This window comes from Mycoavidus sp. HKI (genome assembly GCF_020023735.2).
Taxonomy (GTDB): Bacteria; Pseudomonadota; Gammaproteobacteria; order Burkholderiales; family Burkholderiaceae; genus Mycoavidus.
The window spans coordinates 432721-454784 of sequence record NZ_CP076444.2; the positions used below are offsets into that span (position 1 = coordinate 432721).

Below are 22064 nucleotides of genomic sequence, written 5' to 3' on the forward strand. Positions count from 1 at the left end.
TCGCGCGTTCACTGTAGGACTTACCTTGGCAAGCATCTTAAATCATTTCAATCAGCAGCGCGGCAACGACTTGGCGGCCTTCGGCAACTAAAATATTATAAGTACGGCAGGCTGCATAAAGATCCATCGTTTCAACGCCAATTCTGCGGGCCGTAAGTGTACGAATGAGTTCAGCGGAGGGGAAACGCAACTGTGCGCCACTGCCAAAAATGACGATCTCAATCTCTTCGGCAGGCGCCGCGGTCGTTAACATGCTGAAATGCTCGTTACTTAAGGCGCTGAATGACGATACTGGCCAGGTTTGTACAGGCGTTTTAGGCTGTACCAGTACGCTATGAGTGTAACGTTCTCGATTAATCTCAACGTATCCTGCACCATAGGCGGTGATAGTATTGTGCACCGATGATGGGTCTGGGTGTAATTTCAAGACGATATTTCCGAAAAGCCTAAAAAAATAAATACGAGCTACAATTTGTCTAAAGGTGCCAATGTGAAACGCCATTTAGGCGAGGCTGGTTAACGATATAGATTGATTGCATCACGCGTTTCCCGTGCAGCTTTGCCCGCTGCTGCCGCAAAATCATTGCCATTACTGGCATATAAGATTGCGCGTGAGGAATTGATTAACATACCCAAACCCTGTGCAGTACGCCCAGCTTTGATTGTGGCAGCGATATCGCCGCCTTGCGCGCCTATGCCTGGAATGAGCAATGGCATGTCGCCAACAATCTTGCGTACAGTGGCGATTTCATTAGGAAAAGTAGCGCCCACCACCAAACCAATCTGGCCGTTTGTATTCCATTTCTGGCTCGCATATTCGGCGACAATTTGATAAAGCGGGCGTCCATTGCTTTCAAGAAACTGTAAATCGGAGCCGCCTGGATTAGAGGTCCGGCAGAGCACAATGACGCCTTTATCTTGATAGGCGAGGTAAGGCTCAATCGAATCGAAACCCATATAAGGATTCACTGTAACTGCGTCTGCTTGATAGCGCTCAAAGGCTTCGCGTGCATATTGCTCAGCCGTACTACCGATGTCGCCGCGCTTTGCATCAAGAATGACTGGTAAACCAGGATATTCGGCGTGAATATACGCAATGAGCTGCTCGAGCTGAGCTTCGGCACGGTGCGCGGCAAAATAAGCAATTTGTGGCTTGAAGGCACACGCATAAGTAGCGCTTGCATCGACAATCGTGCGGCAAAATTCAAAAATCTTATCGGAGCTTCTCGTGAATGGAGCTGGAAAACGTGCCGGCTCGGGGTCAAGGCCGATACAGAGTAGCGAATCAGTGCGTTGCCAAGCGTGAGTTAGGGTTTGAATAAAGGACATAGCAAAAAGCTCTGGCGATTGCGTAGAAAAAATAATGGTTGCATACCAATATAAATTGGTTGTTAATTAACCTAATCAGTTAATTTGGTGGGTTGTGAGAAAACATGGCACAGGTGTTAAATTTAAACAAACTTAGGGAAATTGTAATGGCTATTGCTTTATTTGACACGTTAAAGTTTTGTAAGCGCTTGAAAGAAGCGGGGTTCCGAGTGCTCAAGCTCATTGGGTTGGCTATTGCGCAGAGTGGATTTTTAGCTGGCATATTGAAGTTTTGGCCGGCTAGTTTTTAGCCTATACAGAAAATTTTGCGGATATGTTTATGTTCGCAAAAGTTCAGGTGAGCAGCCAGTCGTCAAAACGCGTAATGACTTCCGCTTGGTGTTTCAGCCAATATGAACCATTATTATATAAACCTCGCTTGAGGCTGTCTGGAGATATTTGCAGTAACTTAGCGTGCTTAGGGTGAATATATTTAAGAGCATCAGGTTGAGTGGGCGTGATGGCGTAGGGTGCAAGTAGCGCTTGTCGCTTTGGATGTGAAGCAAATTGAATGAATTGACGACATAGTTCGGCGTGAGGTGTTCCCTTCAAAATGGCCCAACTCTCACAACTATAAATATGTTGATCCCATGCAATCGCAACGGGTGCGCCAGCGTCAATAATCGACTGCGCGCGGGCGGCCCAAACAGAGGTTAAATCTATCTCACCGGACTTTAGCATCTGCTCAGTCTGAGCTCCGCTTGTCCACCAGGCTGCAATGTGTGGTTTGATTTTTTCAAGGCTTTGAAATGCCTGTTCGAGATTGCATGGGTAGACTGTATTTGGATTGACGCCAGCAGCCATCAATGCTTGTTCAATGGTGTCAAAAGGATGCTTGCGAAGACTGCGCCGGCCAGGGAAATTCTGCACATCCCATAGATCCTTCCAGGATTGCGGCGGCTGGCGTTGCTTGAAGGCATCTGTACGGTAGGCAAGCACAGTGCTATATATATTTATCCCAACACCATGCGGCAGGATAAAGTGCGGCGGAATCGACGAAATGACAGGATCGTTTTTAAATTCATGCGGCTCTAAATAAGGTGTGTCAGCGGTTAATGACAAAATGGAGAACCGGCTGATAGCGGCCATATCCCATAGATAGCGCTTGGATTCGACCATTGTCCGAATCTGTGCGATAGGCTCGGCAAGTGATGAAACACTGACAATTTTAATGCCGGTTGCTTTTGTAAAAGGCTCGTAAAACGCTTTTTTATAGATCTCTGTGAAAATTCCTCCTGCATCGCGTATGACAATTTCCTTTGAGGTTACTCGAGATGCGGTCCAAATAAATGGAGCGGCAATGACCGCTGCGCCAAACGTCGCGGCTTTCATGACTTTGCGACGATGCAGGCTTTGGAGTGGGCTCTTATTATTAACCATATGTGTATTCTTAATGCGTGGCTGAGAATTCGGTAGCAGGCTGTATTTAAAGGCGCTGGGCGGCTGAGTTAAAGTGTAATCCTTGCGCCAGTTTTTAATAGAAGTGTGAGCCTCATGTCAGGTCAAGGACCTTTGATCATTGAGGCCTTCAACTTGAAGGTGCTGATTAAAGCTTACGGTTAAGCAAGCCGTTTGGTTTAACTGGTTGTGTAAAGGCTAGCCCTAAAAAAGGGGGCATTCGCTGCGAGCACTCAAAAATTCTGGTTTGATATTTTATCGTCTTGACTCGGTTTTGAGCAATCATTAAACGATTTTTGAGTGCTGGTATAGCGCAGCATTGTGTATGCAGATAGTCATTAACTTAAATTGCTTAACAACAAGAGAGCGATGGTAATGGTAAGCGCGCCTCCCAGCCGAGTCGCCATTTGCGCGAATGGCATAAGCTCTAGGCGATTAGCCGAAGTCAGAATGGCCACATCGCCAATGCCGCCCATGCCACTGTGGCACGCATTGAGAATCGCTCCTTCAATCGGGTATAGGCCCACCCAGCGGCCTACAAAAAAACCAACCGTAGTGAGGGTCAACACAGTCACAACAATAGTGATGATATTCGCTAAATTAAAAGCCGCTACTAAATCACTCCAGGGAGTAATGGTGACTCCAATCGCAAAAAGTAGAGGGTACGTGACGGTCGTCGAGAAAAAGCGGTAAACTGAGCGTGCGCCATCCTCTAATTTTGGAGAAACCGCATAAGTCAACTTAGCGAGCACTGCCAGAAAGAGCATCGTGACCGGAGCGGGTAAGCCAATCAGTTTATGTGTGAGGATACCTAAGATATAGAGCGTAATCGCGATCATGCCGGCTGCGGCAATATTTTCGACCGAGGCTAAACTTGTATTGTTTTGTTTTAATAATCCGCCATCATCGGCGGCATGCAAACGCCCATTGCCGGTATAACCGGGGCGGCGTTTACCGAGTTGGTTAAGCAAGCCAGCGCAGATAATGGCGGTTAAATTGCCGAGCATCACCGCAGGTAAAACCTGGGCAAAGAGCTGCTGTTGGGGCAGATTCATAATATCGGCATAACCTAGGGTAAGAGGAATCGCCCCTTCACCGATACCGCCAGCCATGATAGGGATGACAATATAAAAGAAAGTACGGTGTGCGTCCAGGCCGAAGGCCATGCCAGTGAGGGTACCTAGGATAGCCGCGGCAACTGAGCCGGCGGCAAGAGGGATAAAGATTTTAGCGAAACCTTTTACGATGGTTAAGCGGTTCATACTAAGAATACTGCCAACGACTACGGAGGCGATAAATAGGTACAGGATGTTGGTGGATTGCCAGAAATCGTTGATTGAGCTGACTAACTCGCCGGGCAAGAGTTTGTAGTAAACGAGGCAAGAAGGTAAAAATGTAGTGACAATGACGGGGCCGCCGATTCGGCGTAGAACAGGAATGCGGGCGCCCAATTCGGCACAAGTAAAGCCGAATACGGTGAGTACCGCGATCATGACCGAAATATCGTTTGGAATTTTGTTTAAAGCAAGCAGAACGCTCAGGCAAACAATGATGAGGCAATATACCGGCAGTGGGACAATACCGACGCGCTGTTCCATACAGTGGTGCCAACTGTCCGACCAGGATTTTTTGCTAGACCGGAGCAATTTTGATGCAGAGACACTAGTTAAGGAAGTATGTTGCATGTATGCGTCCCCTCGTAGGTGCTGCCTATTTTTTTTAACACCCTAATTTAAAAAATTTTAAGTTTTAGTTAACTTCAAGTTTCACACTGTAATTAGATAAATGTTATCAGTCTAATGATTTTTTCTTTAAGTCTGATTCCATTTTGTTATCAAAATTTCTGAGAAATAAATATGCGTACTGCCTCACTCACTTTCCAGGCGCTTAGCAAGCAACTCAAATTTCGGCATTTGATGTTGCTCGATGCCTTGGCGCACACGAAAAATATGCGTTTAGCTGCGGAGCAAATGAATGTGACGCAACCAGCGGCCACTAAAACTTTGCATGATCTCGAAGAGTTAATGGGGGCTTCGTTATTTGATAGATTGCCGCGCGAGATGCGGCCAACTGAATTGGGCGCATTGGTCATTAGCTATGCCCGGCGTGCGCTTAATGATCTCGAAAGATTTGTGAATGAAATCAATGTGAGGAAAGAGGGAGGTTACGGCCATCTCGTCATTGGAGCTATCCCTGCTTCATTTGGTAATATTGTGACCGCTGCCATCAAAGCTATCAAACAACGGCGCCCATTACTAACCATTAAGCTTTTTGAGCAAAGTAGTGATCAATTACTTATTGGGCTTGAGCAGAAAAAATTCGATTTCATTATTGGGCGTTTCACCGAAAACCGACAGAAAGAGATTTTTAATTTTGAGAGCCTTATTGATGAGACGCTGTGGGTTGTTGTCAATGGACAACATCCGCTTCTTAAGAAAAAGAAATTGAGCATAAATGAATTGGGAGATTGGCCATGGATTTTGCAGCCTGCTTCTAGTCCATCTCGTCAGCTGATGGAGGAAAGCTTCTCGCAAGCCGGTATGGCTATGCCAGCGAATCTGACTGAAACACCTTCGGCTTTCCCGATGCTGCAACTTTTACAGTCTAGTGAGATGGTTACCTTACAGCCGCGCTCAGCGGTGAGTGAATATGTTAAACGCGGAATATTAGGGCGCTTGCCGATCAAATTTGATCGTAAACTGAGCCCTTATGGGATAATCACTCACAAAGAAGATATCATGTCTGGCAGCGCACAGGAGTTTATTGTTACGCTGCATGAAATCGTGCGTAAAATGCATTAAGCACTTAGTTATTTTTGCTCACAATGGGGCTGATTAACAATAATACGCCAATGACTCCGGCAATGGCTAAGGCCAACAGGCCAGCACGTTGGCTTTCGAGTAGTATTTCAACTGCTGTTTTGAGATTTGGCGCAAGGAACCCGCCGAGGTTGCCTAGTGCATTAATCAGTGCAATCCCCCCTGCTGAAGGGATACCGCCAAGGTAGCGAGTGGGCAGGGTCCAGAATAGCGGTTGCACTGCAACAAAACCAGATACTGCAATGCAGGAAGCAATTAATGCCAGGATCAGGTTTGTGCTGAAAATTAAAGTTGTAATTCCCAGTACCATCATGATTAGCATACCAATAGCGAACTGCTGATGGCAATTAGTACGATCGGCGTATCTTATTGCAAAATACATCACGATGACCGCACATAACCAGGGAATTGCGGTTAGCAAACCGACTGCGGTACCAACGTTCGAATCGAGTAAACTGGCAATGTGTGTTGGTAGATAGAAAATAATGCCGTATACATTGAGTTGGATAATAGAATAAATGAGCGCCAACCGCAGTACGCGCATATCAGTGAATGCTGAAAATAATGTTTTTGGGCCAGACAAGAGTTTTTGTTGATTTTCATGCGCAAGTTTACTTTCAAGCACTTCTTTCTCGGCCTCAGTCAACCATTTTGCCTTGTGCGGTCGATCGACAAGATAAAAAAATGCAATCACGCCGATTACTACGGCAGCGAATCCTTCAACAAGGAACATCCATTGCCAGTTTTTGAGCCCAAACACATGACCCATGTCTAGTAACATTCCTGATATAGGGCTGCCAAATAGTAATGCGAGTGGTAATCCGAAATAGTAAATACTGAGTGCCCGCCCACGCTGTTGTGCAGGAAACCAATAGGTTAAATACAGGATCACGCCAGGAAAAAATCCCGCTTCTGCTACCCCGAGCATGAAGCGTAATGCGTAAAAAGTCATTTCATTCTGGACAAACATCATTGCGGCTGACACAAAACCCCAGACCACCATAATGCGGCTTAGCCATAAACGCGCGCCAACGCGATGCAAAATTAAATTACTCGGGATTTCAAAACAGGCGTAGCCGATGAAGAAAATACTTGCACCAAAGGCAAAAGCAGCGTTACTGATACCAACGTCGGCTTGCAATACATTTTTGACAAATCCAACGTTAGAGCGATCGATGATAGCAATTGCAAACATCAGAGCAACAAAAGGAACAAGCCTCATGCGGCTCTTTGCAATGGCGCTGGCTAAATGCTCGCCGTTATTTTTGTGGATCATTTTTACCCCTTTTACTAATTTTCCCGGAGGAAGGGAAGTCTCTATTTTTTACTGCTAATGCTACAGTCGACTGCTTCTAGCAAATCATTAACAATAGTTAATATAGATGATCTTACGTTTTTTGTTGTATTTTTCTTGGTGAGGGAGTCGTTATGCCGACCCGCTGAGCAACCCAGGCTGTTGCAAAGGGAGTCAGAATATAGGAAGCTGAAGCATGATGATCTCCTGATATCAACTTATAAAATAGCTAGCATCAAAACGATTAATTCGGTCTAAATTGGGGTGGGGGTCATCGCCGTGCTTTGTAGAATCACTTCTTCCATTCCGCCCCTTGCGGAAACTCAAAGCGATTAAGTGACTCTGTATGCATGGTGATGCTATAACCGGGTTTTTCTGGTGGCATATAATGCCCATTCTTGATTGCAACCGGCTCGATGAAATGCTCATGCAGGTGGTCTACATACTCTAGCATACGATTTTCGAGCGAGGCAGACACCCCGATGTAGTCAAATATTGAGATGTGTTGCACGTATTCACATAGCCCCACGCCACCCGCATGTGGACAGACTGGGACGCCAAATTTCGCAGCCATCAGAAGCACAATAAGTACTTCATTTAAACCGCCAAGCCGTGCTGCGTCAACCTGGCAGAAATCGATTGCACCGGCTTGTAACAATTGCTTAAACATTACGCGATTATGTGCATGTTCACCAGTGGCTACGCCAATGGGTGCAATGTTAGCGCGAATTCGAGCATGGCCGAGAATGTCATCCGGGCTAGTTGGCTCTTCAATCCACCATGGTTTAAATTCAGCTAAGCGACGCATATTCATAATAGCTTCATCGACATCCCACACTTGATTTGCATCCATCATGAGCGTACGTTGCCAGCCGATTTCTTCTCGTAACATACGTGCCCGTTTAATGTCTTCCTCAATGTCACCGCCGACTTTTTGTTTAAAATGTCTCCAGCCTTGTGCTATACCTTCACGTGCAAGATGACGTGTTTTTTCTTCAGAATAGCCAAGCCATCCGGCTGATGTTGTATAGGCTGGATAGCCGTTTTCACGCATTTCGCGTTCACGCGCAGCGCGGGTAGGGGCGTGGCGTTGCAGTATTGCCAACGCCTCGTCAGGTGTTATGGCATCTGTTACGAAGCGGAAGTCTAGACAGCGAATAAGCTCTTCCGGGCTTAGGTCCATTAATAATTTCCATACGGGTTTGCCTTGTGATTTAGCCCATAGATCCCATACAGCGTTAACCACGGCAGCTGTTGCAAGATGGATTGCGCCTTTTTCGGGCCCGATCCAACGTAGCTGGCTGTCGCTTGTGGTGATATGCCGCCAGAATTTGCCCATATTCGCTGTGATTTCTTCTAGTGTCAGTCCAACTATGAGCGGAGCGAGGGATTTGACGGCCGCCACGCAAATCTCATTGCCTCGGCCAATGGTGAACGTTAGCCCATGCCCTTCGAGACCTGCAGGACTATCCGTCTTAAGCACCACATAAGTCGCAGAATAGTCAGGAGCCTTATTCATGGCATCGGAGCCATCAAGCTCACGGGAAGTTGGGAAGCGAATGTCTCGGACGATAAGATTGTTGATGGTCGTATTGATAGCCGCACCTTTGAATCAGAAAACTAAAAAATTTCGCGCCTTTTGCGCCCAGCTGAAAAAGTACTAAGTGACTTTTCTTTTAAGCTGCTACGATAGCGCGCTGAGCATACATTGATGGCTTCAAACGTATGGGTGCCATATAAAATATGGTAACACGAGATCCTAATGGTTTTTATTAAAGACTTAACAGAGCGTATAGACATTGGCCCTGTACGTCATGGCTGCGGTGCTTTTCATGGTGGCTCTGCTCACGCTGATGGTGCCAGCGAAGCTGGTTAATCGCTAACAAACTTAGACCTGAGGAAAAGGCGGGCGGTACAATGTCTGTTTTATTGGAATTACCGCTGCTATGTCGCTCTTTTCTATTACCGGTGCGCAACTTGCGTTTGGCCATGTTGCGCTGCTGGACCGTACAGATTTCTCAATTGAAACTAATGAGCGCGTTGGCCTGATCGGTCGCAATGGGGCCGGTAAATCGTCGTTGCTGAAAATCGTAGCGCAGCTTATTGTGCCTGATGATGGTGTGAGCGCGCGGCAGCAGGGTCTAGTCACGGCGTATGTGCCGCAAGAACCTGTCTTCGCCGATGGCGAAACGGTGTTTGAGGCAGTGGCCTCAGGGCTTGCCGCTGGCCGTGCGTTGCTTGACGAATTTAATACTGTGACTGCGCAGTTGGCCGAAACACATGAACCGAGCCAATATGATGCACTGCTGGTGCAAATGACAAACCTGCAAGCCAAACTGGATGCAGCGGATACATGGCAGTGGTCTGCGCGGGTTGAGACTCTTTTGACTCAGTTGGCGTTGGATGGCAATGCGCTTGTGCAGACGCTCTCGGGAGGCGGGCAAAAACGCGTCGCGCTGGGTGCGGCGCTGGTGGCGCGCCCTGATTTATTATTGCTTGATGAGCCAACGAATCATCTTGATTTTGACGGCATGCGCTGGCTTGAAGAATTACTAATTTCACAACGCGCCAGTGTCTTGTTCATTACCCATGATCGGTCTTTTCTTGATCGGGTGGCGACCCGCATTGTTGAATTGGATCGCGGCCGCTTACTCTCTTTTCCAGGTAATTTTGGTGCTTATCAGGTCCAAAAAGCACAGCAGCTAGAAGTTGAGCGCATCGAGAACGCAAAATTCGACAAACTACTTGCGCAGGAAGAGGTTTGGATTCGTAAAGGGGTTGAGGCGCGTCGCACGCGTAGCGTAAGCCGGATTGGGCGCTTAGTTGAAATGCGCACAGAACGCTCCCAGCGGCGCTCAGTGCAAGGCAATCTCAAACTGAATGCCAGCCAAGCAGAAAAGTCAGGCAAGTTGGTGGCGGAACTCAATGAAGTGTCAAAGAGCTATGACGCGCGTGTGCTGATTAAAGACTTTTCAGTGACAGTGACGCGCAGCGACAGGATTGGTTTAATAGGTCCGAACGGGGCCGGCAAAACAACGCTATTGAAGCTTATCCTTGGTACTGTGCCACCAGATCAAGGCCAGGCGCGTACCGGCACCCAGTTACATATTGCGTATTTTGATCAGATGAGAGCGCGACTCGATCCTGAGCAAACCCTGCTTGAGACAATTAGCCCAGGCAGTGAGTGGGTCGAGATCAATGGGAAAAAAAAGCATGTAATGAGTTACCTAGGTGATTTTCTATTTGCGCCTGAGCGCGCGCGCTCACCTGTAAAGTCCCTATCAGGCGGCGAACGTAACCGGCTGTTGCTGGCACAGCTTTTTGCCCGCCCATCGAATGTGCTCGTATTGGATGAGCCGACTAATGATCTGGACATTCCGGCGCTTGAGTTGCTTGAGGAATTACTCGCCGAGTATGATGGCACGGTGTTATTGGTGAGTCACGACCGGACTTTTCTCGACAATGTTGTAACCTCAGTCATTGTGGCTGAAGGGGGCGGCAAGTGGCGCGAATATGTGGGCAGTTTTACAGATTGGCAGATTCAACATGCGCGCGCAGCGCAAAGTGCACCAGCCGGAGCGACCAAGAATACGGGTACTCCCGCATCCAAAGACCGTGCGGCAGATCGTCCTATACAGCGTGCGCTTAAACTGTCTTACAAGCAGCAACAAGAGTTGAGTGCCTTGCCTGCTAAGATCGCTGCGCTTGAAGCCGAACAAAAGGCAATCAATGAACAACTTGTAGAAGGCTCGATTTTTATGCAAGATGCGCAACAAGGCGCGCGACTGGCCGAGCGTCATGCGGAGATAGAAGATGAATTACTCGCTGCACTCGAACGCTGGCAGGCGTTGGAAGCAAAATAGAAAAGCGAGGATCTCACTTAAACTCTAAGCCAAGTGTTGTTTAATGAATGACAAACTTTTGCGAATCCAACGATAAAGTTTGCTTAAACATTTGTAAAAAATACGCTACATTTTTATCCTTTTTCCTCATGGCTATTAAAAGAAATCTCCCTGCATATAGCGAAGCGTCGATTAAAGTATTGAAGGGCTTGGAGCCGGTCAAACAGCGGCCAGGCATGTATACCCGTACTGAGAACCCTTTGCACATTGTGCAAGAGGTGGTCGATAACGCCTCCGATGAAGCGCTTGGCGGTTATAGCCGGCAAATTATTGTCACTTTGCATATCGATGGTGCGGTGAGCGTTGAGGATGATGGGCGGGGTATTCCATTTGGCTTGCATCCTGAAGAAGGCACGCCGGTGGTTGAACTCGTCTTTACACGGCTTCATGCGGGCGGGAAGTTCGATAAAGCGGCAGGCGGCGCCTACACTTTCTCGGGGGGGCTGCATGGCGTCGGCGTGTCAGTGACCAATGCATTATCGACGCGGCTAGACGTCACTGTATGGCGAGAAGGTAAAGTTGCACAAATTGGTTTTGTGCATGGTGAACTCGCGCAGCCGTTAACTGTGCGCTCAGTTGGTCGCGGTGAAAAAAAATGCGGCACGCGAGTCACCGCATGGCCGGACCCGAAATACTTTGATGCTGCACATTTGCCAGTAGGAGAGCTGCAACGATTACTACGTTCAAAAGCAGTTTTATTACCAGGTGTTGAGGTTTGCCTCGTCATTGAAAAAAACGGCGAGCGGCAACGCTGGCAATATGAAGATGGCTTTCGCAGTTATTTACAAGAGGGGCTAGCGGGCGCTGAGCTACTCATCCCCCTTTTTGAAGATGAGCGTTTTGTTGGCGCAAACCGTAACGGTGACGAGAATTTCGCTGAAGGGGAGGGCGCCGCCTGGGTGGTTGCTTGGAGCGAGGAAGGTCCGCTGGTGCGTGAGTCCTACGTCAATCTGATACCGACTTCCGCCGGCGGCACTCATGAAGCTGGCTTGCGCGATGGCCTGTTTCAGGCAATTAAGGGTTTTATCGAGCTGCATAGCCTGCTACCAAAGGGGATTAAATTACTGCCGGACGATGTGTTTTCGCGCGTTTCATTTTTGCTCTCAGCCAAAATCCTTGATCCACAATTCCAGGGGCAGATTAAAGAGCGTTTAAATAGCCGCGATGCGGTGCGTTTAGTTTCATCTTTTGTGCGTCCTGCGCTTGAATTATGGTTGCACCAACATGTTGAGTACGGCCGTAAACTGGCCGAATTAGTCATTCGACAGGCACAGGCTCGTACGCGTGCTAGCCAGAAAGTAGAAAAACGTAAAAGCTCTGGGGTGGCGGTGCTGCCAGGCAAGCTCACGGATTGCGAATCGACAGAGATCGCGCGCAACGAGTTGTTTCTGGTTGAGGGAGATTCTGCTGGCGGCTCCGCTAAAATGGGGCGCGATAAAGAATTCCAGGCGATTTTGCCCTTGCGTGGCAAAGTGCTGAATACTTGGGAAATGGAGCGCGAGCGGCTCTTTGCGAATAATGAAGTGCACGATATTGCGGTCGCCATTGGGGTGGACCCGCATGGGCCGGCTGATACGCCAGATTTATCGGGCTTGCGCTATGGCAAGATCTGTATTCTGTCCGATGCAGATGTGGATGGCTCACATATCCAAGTATTATTGATTACTCTTTTCTTTAAACACTTTCCGCAGCTCATCGCGCGCGGTCATTTATGTATTGCACAGTCGCCGTTATTTCGGGTTGATGTGCCTGCGCGTGGCAAAAAGCCAGCGCAAAAACTATATGCTTTGGATGACGGTGAACTTGTTTCTATTCTCGATAAGCTGAGCAAAGATGGGGTGCGGGAGCAACAATGGAGCATTAGCCGCTTTAAAGGGCTAGGCGAAATGAGTGCTGAGCAGTTGTGGGATACGACGATGAACCCTGATACTCGGCGTTTGCTGCCAATTGCTTTGGGCGCGCTGGGATTTGAGGCGACGGTAGACATGATGACGATGTTGATGGGCAAAGGTGAAGCGGCTGCGCGGCGTGGCTGGCTTGAAGAGAAGGGGAATGAGGTTGAAGCGGACGTTTAAGGTTATGGCGGAATAGCGGCCGCCTGGAGCCTGTCAGTTTTTTGTGTGAGGAGGCCTCACTATTCTCCATCGAACAAAGCATTAGAGAACCTTTGCACAACCCCTTGTCTCTTGCTTTGTTTGGGCAGACCGCCTGCAAAATTTATCAGATTGAGACAGGGGGTAGCGGACTGTAGGTTTGAAATCATCGTCGTAAATAAACCATCGACTTGCCTGGCGAGGCCATCCGGCATAGGCATCATGGACGAGGTGGCTCGTCGAGGAGAAGGTGTTGTAGCAGCAGCGCGTTGGCCTCTATATTCTCCCGCCCGATGACGGTGTTGTGGTGGCCGACAGCGATATAGCTGGTGACGGTGGCGTCGGTGAATTTTGCCCAGGCGCATGATGGGTCCGTTCGCATCGAGTGGCTCAGCACCAAGGCAATGGGGGCAGCAATTCGCTCATGCTCGTATGCCTGGTAATGGGCTCGGGTGTAAGCTTCGACTCGCGCGAGGGTTTCAGGTGTGTGCGCTAGCGGCCCAATGACGCTGTTTTTCGTAAAATCAAGCGCATCGACTTCGCTGAATTCGGCTTTGCCACACCGTGGTTCGGAATCAATGAGCACCAGGCGTACGACATTAAGCGAGCGGCGTTCCAACTCGAGCGCTACTTGATGGGCGAGGTTGCCGCCCGCAGAATAGCCGCAAAGTATCACCGGCTTACCCGCTGCTATCCGAACGATGGTGTCAGCGTAGCGAGTGACGCGATCCGGTTGAGCAATGAAGTCAAACGCAAACAGCTGCGCGTGCTCAATGCGTTCGGCAAGTGGCGCAAACACCCAACCGAGCCCAGTGATCGGAGGAAAGCAGAAGATGGCTTGGCCGAGTCCTTCCTTTAGGAAGCGGCCGATTGCTTCGTCGGCGATGGTTGCATGGGTCGAAATCAGTTGCGCGTGGCCGCGCACAGTGCAATCGCGGTGCAGATCGGCCAAGGACGGCGCATAGCCGAATGCCTGCATTAAGAGGCTTTGCAACATGACTAGGGCGAGGCTATGCCCGCCGACCAAAAAAAAGTTGTCGTCGACAGTGAGTGCCCGTTCGCCTAATACCCGGGCCCAAGCTTGCACCACCTGCCGCTCGATCGGATCAGTGGGGATTTGCGCAACTGTCCTGGCCGTGGTATTCAACGGTAATGCGCTCAGCGCTGTACGATCAAGTTTGCCATGGGCACTGCGTGGCAATTCGCTGATGCGGATGAAGCGACTGGGCACCATTGCTGTGGGCAGCTTGTTCGCAAGTAGAACGGTCAGGCGGCTATCGTCCGGGATATTGTTGCCTGTAACAAAAGCGAGCAGCTGCCGCTCTGCCGCTACGGTGCGGCAGACGGCTGCGGCGTCGTGCACGCCGGGGAGAGTGCGCAGATGGGTTTCGATCTCGCCGAGAGTCATGCGGTGGCCGCGGATTTTCACTTCGTCGTCCTGCCGACCCATTAGCTCGATTTGACCGTCTTCACGTTGCCATGCAAGGTCGCCAGTGCGGTACATGCGCCCACCTGGATGAAAAGGATCGGTAACGAACCGTTGCGCAGCTAGCGTTTCATTACCTATATAGCCGATGCCCACGCCTTCGCCTGCGATGCATAATTCACCCACGGCGCCGGCTGGCAACGGACGTCCCGCGCTGTCGAGAATGTAGCAGCGGTTATTGTAGATGGGTCGCCCAATGGGTAGCGTTGTGGTATCAAGCAGTTCCTCCGGTCGCCATGCGCCGGCGGTGGAAATGTCTGCGCATTCAGTCGGGCCATAGATATTAGCGAAGTTTGAGAGCTGGCAGGCTGGTGAACTGAGCCAGTTGCGTAGCCGGCCAAGGTCCGGCTTTTCACCACCGAGCGCTAGTACTTGCAGTCCGGATAGCTGCTCATATCCACCCACCGCGGCCAGATCGACTAGAGGGTAGAACTGGCTGGGCACGCCGGGATTGAGGACATTTATTTTTTCCCGGTGCAGGATATTCAGCATGAGCTCTGGGTCGTAAGGGGTCTCTGGATACGTGACAATGGTGGCCCCTGAGGCAATCGGCGCTAGATAATTCTTAATTGAGGCGTCGAAGCTGCTGGCGATCACTTGATAGACTCGTTTGCCCGGCGCTAACGCGCAGAACTCTATATACCAATTGCAAAGATTAACCAGAGACCGCATCGAGTTGACGACACCTTTGGGCGTACCCGTGCTGCCAGAAGTAAAGATGATATAGGCCTTGCCCTGTGGGTCGCTAGCATGAACCGCGGGCACGTTGGTGTATGGCTCCAATGCGCGTCGGTCCAAACGCCGCCGGTGGCGCGATCCGAGTGGCTGTGCCGCACAGCGCTGCCGCCTCAGGTGCAGTATACAATCGAAGCTGTAAGCCGTCAGTTCGTTCTGAGCGCGCGCTGCCATGGGCGTGATCTCAACCTTGACGATCTCTGGGAATTCATGCTGGAGGTCAAGCAGGAATTCGCGTGCTACGAACAGTGCATCGTCACTTTCGGCCTGCGCTCCAGTGGCGGCGTAGGCATCGCGCATGCTAGCGTCCCAAAGGTGGCCTAGGAACACCACCGCTTCGTTGGCGCATAGCGCCAATGCCTCGGCAATCACTTGCCGCAGATAGCTGTAGCCGCTAAAGCTCTGTACTACACTGTTAAGGATAATGACGTTGAACTCGCTCTCGCCGAGGTTTTTCAAATCGTGGGCAGCTAGATGGTGAAAGCGAATCTGATCTAGGCCCCGCTGTCGCGCACTTGCTGCTGCTGTGTCGATCATCGAGCTGGAGAGATCAGTAGCGAAATAGCTGCCTACCAAAGAGGCTAGGGCGAACAGCGTTAGCCCGGAGCCGCAGCCGATTTCCAGCACCTTAGAGTCTGGCCTAAGATGAAACGCGAGCTTTGCTCGGACATTGTCGGCATAATCCTGCATGACCCACTCTGGGAGCTGTTCGCCAGTGATGGCACTGCGCCAGCCGCCGCCACTGATGGCGTCGTCGGCGGTCTCAGCGATATGGTCCCATAGCCCCTCGTCCATACGGAGCTTGCGCGGCTCCGTTTCACTGTCAAGGTCGTCACTGTCCAGGCAGAGGATGGTAGCGAGCTCAGGACATTCCCACAGATGCGCCTGCGCTAGGTGGACGTGGTGGCGGCTGCACAGCAAGATGGGTGTAGCGGTTAGACGCAGCATCATCTGTTGCCTGCGGAATGGGAAGGCTGGGTTGAGCGGGGTATAGATCGCGCCTGCGCGCAGAATACCCAGCAATGCTGTGAGTAGCGTGAAGGAACGTTCCGCCAGCACTGCGACTGGGGCTGCTCCAACTTTACTGTCCAGCAGGAAGGCAGCAATCCTGTTCGATTCCCGGTCCAATTCGCCGTAGCTGTATTGTCGACCCTGTTCGATGAGGGCGATGGCGTCTGGCATTGCCTGGGCCTGCTGTGCGAACAACCTATCAATAGTCGTTTCGGGGATGGGACGATCAGTGTGATTGACGTTCGTCTCAAGGTTCGGTAACTCAAACAATGAAATGTTAGACAGTTTCATGCGTTTTTTCTTGGTGGTCATGTGTGGCAAGCCGATCCATCAGGTCGAGGAAGGCGTGAAGCCAGCGTTGCGCCTGAGCAGGGACGACCGTGGCAGTGCTGTATTCCAGCGCTAATTCTAATGCCTCGCCGTTAGGGTAGACGTTCAATAATAGATCGAATTTTGCCTGGCCAAAGGAGAAATCAAAGCGCTCTAACTGGTCGCCAATGACCACAGGCAAAGGCGACTGTTGGCCATTGGCGACTTTCTCATAGCTTTGCCACGCGAACAGTATATTGAAAGGAGGACCCCCGCCAGGAACCAGTTGGGCGGCCATGGTATCCAGTGGTAGGGACTGGTGTAGTAAAGTTTCGCGCATCTGGCGTCCGACCTGTTCGTAGATGCTGGTCAGCGCGGCGTCTTCCGCTAGCTTGATGCGGATCGGGACGACATTGACGAAGCAGCCAATGCAGCGGTCAAAGGCTCCATGGGGTCGATTGGCAACGCCCATGCCAACGCACAGATCATGCTGCAGCGTCAGCCGGTTCAGCAGGATTAGGTAATGAGATAGCACAATAACCGCTGGCGTGACCGCGTGGCGCCGCGCTATAGAGTCGATCAGCTGCTTGAGCTTAGGCTTGACAGTGAGCCGGACCTGTCCTCCGCTGGCGGAATCGTTGCTGATGCCGCTCGATGGCAACACAATTGGCAGTGGCGGTGGGGTCAATACGTCTTGCCAGAACCGCATGTCGGCTGATCCGTCGCGAGTTTGCTCCCAGTGAGTGAAGTCGACATAGGGGCGCACGGCTGCAAGCTTGGCGTTTGGGTTGTGATAGAGTTGGTTGAACTCCTCTAGAAGGACCGAAATGGCCCAACCATCCGCCTGGCAGTGGTGCAAAACCAGCAGAAAATGCCAGCGGTCTTGCGCTAGTCGGAGTAAGCGCAAGCGGAATAAGGGGGCATGGGCGAGCTCAAAGGGGCGCCTGGACTCCTCGGCAGCAATCAACCTCGCTTGCGCCTCAGAATCGGTGGCAGCGCTCAGATCGTCGACCGCAAAAGGAAAGTCGATGTCATCGTGTATCAACTGTCGCAACTGGTTATCGCGTAGTACCAAAGAAGTGCGCAGGGCAGGGTGCCGCGCCATCAGCTGGTGCATAGTAGCGTGCACCCGAGCGGGGTCAAGTTCCCCCGTTTCTCGGTAGACAGGCACGTTGTAAAGATGGCTATTATCGCCAAGCTGGGTCAGATACCACAGCCGCTTTTGGGCCGATGAGGCGATATAATCGTCCCCTGGCGGCGCGCAGGCGAGTTCCGCGCTGATGGTGCGCTGTTCCATCAGTTGTTGCTCTAGTTCGGCTAGGGTGATATTGGAGAGCACTGTCTCGAGCGAGACCTCGGACTGGAAATGGCTGCGCATCGCCGCGACCAGCCGAATCGCTGCGATACTGTCTCCGCCCAGCGCTAGGAAACCGACATGTGGATCGGCTTTAACCCCGCCCAACACTTCTTGCCAGAGATGCGCGACGGTTCCGGACGCGCCTTGCTGAACAACCTCTAGCCCGCTGTCCGTGAGCAAAGAAACGAGCATTTCTCGGTCTACCTTGCCGTTATGCGTTAGGGGCAAGGCCGGGCCGAGATGGACAAAAGTGCCGGGAACCATATAACTAGGTAATAACTGGATTGCCTGGGCGCGTAAGCGTGTGAAGTCAGGCGGCGCGTCAGCGGCGACAAAAGCAATCAGCCGGCCGCCATGCTCACGCTGCTGATAAAGGACCGCGAACTGATAGAGGCCATTGATGGATTTTAGCCGCTCTTCGATCTCCTCAAGCTCCACCCGCTGGCCCGCGATCTTGACTTGATTGTCTCGCCGGCCACGAAATTCCAGCATGCCATTGGCGCTAAAACATCCCAGGTCGCCCGTGCGATACATCACTCCGCTGCCCGCGTGGTGGTTGTACACGAAGGTACGGGCGGTGGTCTCTGGCCGGTTCAGATAACCGCGGGCAAGGGCGATGCCGGTTAAATAGATCTCGCCGGTGGCGCCTGACGGCAGGATCTCTTCCTTCTCGCCAAGGATTAAGACCTCAGTGCCGGGCAAGGCTCGGCCGAGCGGGATCCGCTCTAGCGTGGCGATCATGTCGGCCTTAATGACGAAACAGGTCGAGTCCACACAGTTCTCAGCGGGTCCGTACATATTGACCAGTTCTAGGTGTGCAAACGCCGGTTCAGCAAAAAGCCGCCGAACCAGTGGCAGCGGCAGCGCTTCGCCGCCGGTGACGATGCGGCGTAGCCACGGTGCGGTGCGGATCAGTCCGTTCTCCAGCAACAGAGCCAGATGGCTGACCACTACGTTGATTTGAGAAATTTTGTGGCGCTCTATGTAAGAGACTAGAGCGGCCGGATCTTGGCGCAACTCGTCGGGCACGATGTGTAGACTGCACGCTCCGGTCAGGGCCGAAAATACCTGCTGCACGACCACGTCGAAGACGAAAGGTGCGCTCAAGATCTCCTTATAATCTGCGTTCGCTTCACGGTATAGTATGCCTTTAACTGCTGTCATCAGGTTTGCCAGCGGCCCATGTTCCATCAGTACGCCTTTAGGCCGCCCGGTAGAACCCGAGGTGTAGATCACGTAAGCCAAATCAGCTGGCGTAGGTTGAACCATGGTCGTCGGTCGTTGCCCCGTGTCGGCAATGTCAATGCGGGGCCCCGACCACGCAGGGTCAGGCATGCCCGCAGTCGTGACTAACGCCCGGCAGCCTGCATCTTCCAGGATAAGATTGAGCCGTTCAGTGGGCCAGGAAGGGTCAAGTGGGAGAAAAGCTCCGCCCGCGAGCATGCAGGCCAGCATCGCGGAGGGCATAGAGCGGTCACGCGGTAGCAGCAGGCCGATCCGATCTTCCCGGGTAAAGCCGGGCAGCCTAGACAGCTGACCGGCGAGGACTGTCGCCGCCTGCCACAGCTGGCTAAGTTTGACTGAGCCGCGGTGATCTATAATCACGGGATGATCAGGAATACGGATGCACGCTTCGGCAATACGATGAACAACCGTATCTGAGACGGGGACGATCGGTGTCATGAAAGGCGCCGACGGTAAAAATGGTTGCCGACAACAAATCCATCCATGCCTGTGTTCTCCACATAGGTGATGAGATCACTCATACGGTTGATAAAGCCGCGTCCGTTGAAGTTGAGGGAAGTATTGCATAGCACGCCATAGCCGGTGCGCTGGGAAAAAGCGTTGAGCAAGCGGTACATCGGCGGATTTTGGCTAGCATTGACGGTTTGAACCCGACAGGTATTGTCCACATGAGTGACGGCGCCTAACTGAGCATCGCGCACGTGGTGGAAATGTAGCATATACGGGCTTGGACTCGCACCGTTGAAATGACGAGTTGCCTCCTCCTCTAGACAGATGCAGGCAACGGGACGGTAGCCCTCGCGTTTTTTGATGGCATTCAGCCTGTCACGTGTCTCAGCGGAGAAAGGCGCGGCGAGGATAGAGCGGTTGCCGAGTGCCCGCGGCCCCATTTCGTACTGGCCCTGGACCCAGGCGATAATGCCACCCGTCGCGATAAAATTCGCTACCACGTTCTCGTCCAATGGTTCAGCAGTGAAGGTCTCATTGGGGCAGGGAATATCCTCGACAAAGTTCTCGCCAGCGTAGACGCTCCAGTGCTCTACCTTGGCGTTGCCGGTTAGACGGGCCTGAGCTTCAACTGCGGTTCCGAGGGCCGAACCGGTATCGTTGGTGCAAGGGGGGACAAAAACATCAGCGAATAGGCCGCTATCGTGCCAGCGGCTATTCCATTCGCAATTTAGGCCACAGCCGCCACTGATTAACAAGGGTAGGCCTTTGGTCAGGTGCTTGCGGGCGAATTCATAGAAGCGGTTGTAGATCATATCGGAGAAATGACCGGCCAGTTCCATGAAGGCCGGATCGGTGACCCCAATATTGTAGTATCGTGACCAGGAAAATTCGTCTTTGGCTATGTTTTTGACCAGACCATCTGCTTGGATTAGAGCGTCGAGCAGCCGGCGTCCGTCATCGTCCAGTGGTGTGCGTTTTGAGAAGGCGGCTAGGGCCATTAGCTTGCCGGCGTTGGAAAAACGGAAATGTCCCTTGAGTGAAGGAAAGGTAGGATCGGCGATACCAAAGAGCTGAGCGTATTTGTTACCCGGATCCACCAGCGGCCAACCGAGTCGGGTGACCGAAAGATCGGCGCCGATCTCATAAAAGCAACCGAGATTCCCCTCCCAAACCAGGGCATAACACGGTTCTCCCTGCGGGAAAGGGGAGAGGCCGTAACTGCAGAAAATATGCGAGCGTTCATGGGTCGAGGTAAAGAGTTGGATGTCGCGTCCCATAAAACGCATCGAGGAAAGGCGGCCACAGTCCTCTGCCCAGCCGAAATAGCCGCCGTTTACGGGTGGTTCGACCGAATGCCATCCCTTGACCCAACCACTGACGGCTATGACGTCGGGAATACCTTCAAGATATTTGCCGGCACGCACCAGAAGATCCGCCGTGATTGTCTCGTAGCGAGGGAAAGAATCTTTCTCTGCTTCAATCTGCCACCGCAGTGCATGATCTTCTAAGAGTGCGAAATTGCCATCATGGCCTGCCTTCATTGCTAAAATTTGCATAGTACAATTCCTATCGGTCAGAGGGGCGTTGGGAATTGGAGACAATGCATTGCTTAAGTAGCGTTGAGGAGAAGTCATCACGACCGCGGTAAGTATCCTCGCTACCCGATAGACCTTCAGAGGTCAGACCATAATAGATGCGCACGCCTTCCTTTTGCTTTGCTTGGGCCAGAGCCAGCACGTCGGAAAGTCGCGGTGGCTGGTAACCTCCTGGTTGTGCCATAGCTTTATGAGCCCAAGGTGTGCCGCGGGACACGTACATTGGATTGAGGCGGACGATCAATGGAATGGAGCGCTGGGCGCACTGTTCGGTGAGGAAGTCGATGGACGCTTCGGCTTCGTCCTTAGCCTCAACATCGCTCATGGAGGGACTGGGTTTGAAGAGAACGTAGGCGGTCAGTTCCACTTCGCCAGCAGCGATCTCGTCTAAGCCAGAGAGGAAGGCTTTCAATGGTTCGCGCTTGTCCAACACTTTGTCCCGGATGGTTTCGTCCAAGGTCTCAAAACCGGTCAAGATGTCGATGGACTTGCCGCTTTCCGCCTTAAACTTCCTTAGCACATCAGCTTGCACAAACTCTAGCCGACTTTCGATGACTAATTTACGGATATTCGGCAAACTGCGCGTCGAACTGACGATCTCTTCCAATGCGTCTCGAGGAAAGGTAGTGCTGTCAAACACCGACCCTTCGTTGGCGATGGTCAGTCGTTCGAACACACCGATGGCATGACGGACCTCCTGCACGACATTTTTAAACTGTTGCACGACCAAATCTCGCCCAATCCATTCCTTACTCGCCTTATAGGGTAAAGCACAGAATTTGCACTGGTAACGACACCGCTTAGTATTAAAAAGGATCGCCAGATCCTGCTCGCCCAAGAAATTTCGGTGTAGAAAAAAGTGCGGCCACTCGCGATCCTCGACGGTATCGTTCATTGGCTTTGGCGGCCCGAAGCGCCGGTACATGTCAGATAGAAATGCATCAAGAGCCATGTCTTTAGCTACGTTGTTATTCATTATGCTAATTACGTTATTCATGCTAT

The 22064-nt window shown here is 51.5% G+C and carries 14 protein-coding genes; 4 read left to right on the forward strand and 10 right to left on the reverse strand.

The genetic code is table 11. The annotated features are described in order from the left end of the window. Positions 1–37 precede the first annotated feature (37 nt). The gene (locus tag KMZ15_RS01795; RefSeq protein ID WP_223693547.1) at positions 38–427 is read right to left on the reverse strand and encodes an Mth938-like domain-containing protein; all 390 of its coding nucleotides are present in this window, start codon (positions 425–427) and stop codon (positions 38–40) included. Positions 428–516: 89 nt separating this feature from the next. Then, positions 517–1329: an orotidine-5'-phosphate decarboxylase gene (gene pyrF, locus KMZ15_RS01800; protein WP_223693550.1), complete on the reverse strand. Its 813-nt coding sequence runs from the start codon at positions 1327–1329 to the stop codon at positions 517–519. Positions 1330–1475: 146 nt separating this feature from the next. Between pyrF and KMZ15_RS01805 the strand changes: the two genes are divergently transcribed. Then, a complete protein-coding gene (locus tag KMZ15_RS01805) occupies positions 1476–1619 on the forward strand; it encodes a hypothetical protein (protein ID WP_258134753.1) in 144 nt (47 codons plus the stop codon). 43 nt (positions 1620–1662) lie between these two features. Here KMZ15_RS01805 and KMZ15_RS01810 read toward each other — a convergent pair whose 3' ends face one another. After that, positions 1663–2748, reverse strand: a complete 1086-nt coding sequence (locus tag KMZ15_RS01810) for an ABC transporter substrate-binding protein (protein WP_223693552.1) — start codon at positions 2746–2748, stop codon at positions 1663–1665. A gap of 356 nt (positions 2749–3104) precedes the next feature. Continuing rightward, a complete protein-coding gene (locus tag KMZ15_RS01815) occupies positions 3105–4364 on the reverse strand; it encodes a 2-hydroxycarboxylate transporter family protein (RefSeq protein WP_223693554.1) in 1260 nt (419 codons plus the stop codon). 258 nt (positions 4365–4622) lie between these two features. Here KMZ15_RS01815 and KMZ15_RS01820 point away from each other — a divergent pair, with 258 nt between their 5' ends. After that, positions 4623–5567: a LysR family transcriptional regulator gene (locus KMZ15_RS01820; protein ID WP_223693556.1), complete on the forward strand. Its 945-nt coding sequence runs from the start codon at positions 4623–4625 to the stop codon at positions 5565–5567. A 4-nt stretch (positions 5568–5571) separates the two neighbouring features. Here KMZ15_RS01820 and KMZ15_RS01825 read toward each other — a convergent pair whose 3' ends face one another. Further along, positions 5572–6861 (reverse strand): MFS transporter, encoded by a 1290-nt coding sequence (locus tag KMZ15_RS01825; protein ID WP_223693558.1) that lies wholly within the window; start codon positions 6859–6861, stop codon positions 5572–5574. Between the two features lie 310 nt (positions 6862–7171). After that, positions 7172–8398 (reverse strand): L-fuconate dehydratase, encoded by a 1227-nt coding sequence (locus KMZ15_RS01830; protein WP_223693561.1) that lies wholly within the window; start codon positions 8396–8398, stop codon positions 7172–7174. Between the two features lie 427 nt (positions 8399–8825). Here KMZ15_RS01830 and KMZ15_RS01835 point away from each other — a divergent pair, with 427 nt between their 5' ends. Beyond that, entirely contained in the window at positions 8826–10742 is a 1917-nt protein-coding gene (locus KMZ15_RS01835; RefSeq protein ID WP_223693564.1) for an ATP-binding cassette domain-containing protein, read from the forward strand. 128 nt (positions 10743–10870) lie between these two features. Continuing rightward, positions 10871–12856 (forward strand): DNA topoisomerase IV subunit B, encoded by a 1986-nt coding sequence (locus KMZ15_RS01840; RefSeq protein WP_223693567.1) that lies wholly within the window; start codon positions 10871–10873, stop codon positions 12854–12856. Between the two features lie 238 nt (positions 12857–13094). On the opposite strand, the gene KMZ15_RS01845 is transcribed toward KMZ15_RS01840, so the two are convergent. Genes KMZ15_RS01845 through KMZ15_RS01860 form a run of 4 tightly spaced genes read right to left on the reverse strand, consistent with a single transcriptional unit; the run spans position 13095 to position 22059 of the window. Further along, a complete protein-coding gene (locus KMZ15_RS01845; protein WP_223693569.1) occupies positions 13095–16397 on the reverse strand; it encodes an AMP-binding protein in 3303 nt (1100 codons plus the stop codon). Beyond that, positions 16384–19455: a non-ribosomal peptide synthetase gene (locus KMZ15_RS01850; RefSeq protein WP_223693571.1), complete on the reverse strand. Its 3072-nt coding sequence runs from the start codon at positions 19453–19455 to the stop codon at positions 16384–16386. The genes KMZ15_RS01845 and KMZ15_RS01850 overlap by 14 nt, the downstream gene beginning before the upstream one ends. Beyond that, positions 19452–21023, reverse strand: a complete 1572-nt coding sequence (locus KMZ15_RS01855; RefSeq protein ID WP_223693574.1) for a carbamoyltransferase C-terminal domain-containing protein — start codon at positions 21021–21023, stop codon at positions 19452–19454. The genes KMZ15_RS01850 and KMZ15_RS01855 overlap by 4 nt, the downstream gene beginning before the upstream one ends. Before the next feature lie 10 nt (positions 21024–21033). After that, the gene (locus KMZ15_RS01860) at positions 21034–22059 is read right to left on the reverse strand and encodes a hypothetical protein (RefSeq protein WP_223693576.1); all 1026 of its coding nucleotides are present in this window, start codon (positions 22057–22059) and stop codon (positions 21034–21036) included. Positions 22060–22064: the final 5 nt, after the last annotated feature.

Excerpts from the sequence above, each read along its gene's own strand:
- pyrF (WP_223693550.1), bottom strand. The coding sequence starts at position 1,329 with ATGTCCTTTATTCAAACCCTAACTCACGCTTGGCAACGCACTGATTCG.
- KMZ15_RS01805 (WP_258134753.1), top strand. The coding sequence starts at position 1,476 with ATGGCTATTGCTTTATTTGACACGTTAAAGTTTTGTAAGCGCTTGAAA.
- KMZ15_RS01810 (WP_223693552.1), bottom strand. The coding sequence starts at position 2,748 with ATGGTTAATAATAAGAGCCCACTCCAAAGCCTGCATCGTCGCAAAGTC.
- KMZ15_RS01815 (WP_223693554.1), bottom strand. The coding sequence starts at position 4,364 with ATGGAACAGCGCGTCGGTATTGTCCCACTGCCGGTATATTGCCTCATC.
- KMZ15_RS01820 (WP_223693556.1), top strand. The coding sequence starts at position 4,623 with ATGCGTACTGCCTCACTCACTTTCCAGGCGCTTAGCAAGCAACTCAAA.
- KMZ15_RS01825 (WP_223693558.1), bottom strand. The coding sequence starts at position 6,861 with ATGATCCACAAAAATAACGGCGAGCATTTAGCCAGCGCCATTGCAAAG.
- KMZ15_RS01830 (WP_223693561.1), bottom strand. The coding sequence starts at position 8,398 with ATGAATAAGGCTCCTGACTATTCTGCGACTTATGTGGTGCTTAAGACG.
- KMZ15_RS01835 (WP_223693564.1), top strand. The coding sequence starts at position 8,826 with ATGTCGCTCTTTTCTATTACCGGTGCGCAACTTGCGTTTGGCCATGTT.
- KMZ15_RS01840 (WP_223693567.1), top strand. The coding sequence starts at position 10,871 with ATGGCTATTAAAAGAAATCTCCCTGCATATAGCGAAGCGTCGATTAAA.
- KMZ15_RS01845 (WP_223693569.1), bottom strand. The coding sequence starts at position 16,397 with ATGAAACTGTCTAACATTTCATTGTTTGAGTTACCGAACCTTGAGACG.
- KMZ15_RS01850 (WP_223693571.1), bottom strand. The coding sequence starts at position 19,455 with ATGACACCGATCGTCCCCGTCTCAGATACGGTTGTTCATCGTATTGCC.
- KMZ15_RS01855 (WP_223693574.1), bottom strand. The coding sequence starts at position 21,023 with ATGCAAATTTTAGCAATGAAGGCAGGCCATGATGGCAATTTCGCACTC.
- KMZ15_RS01860 (WP_223693576.1), bottom strand. The coding sequence starts at position 22,059 with ATGAATAACGTAATTAGCATAATGAATAACAACGTAGCTAAAGACATG.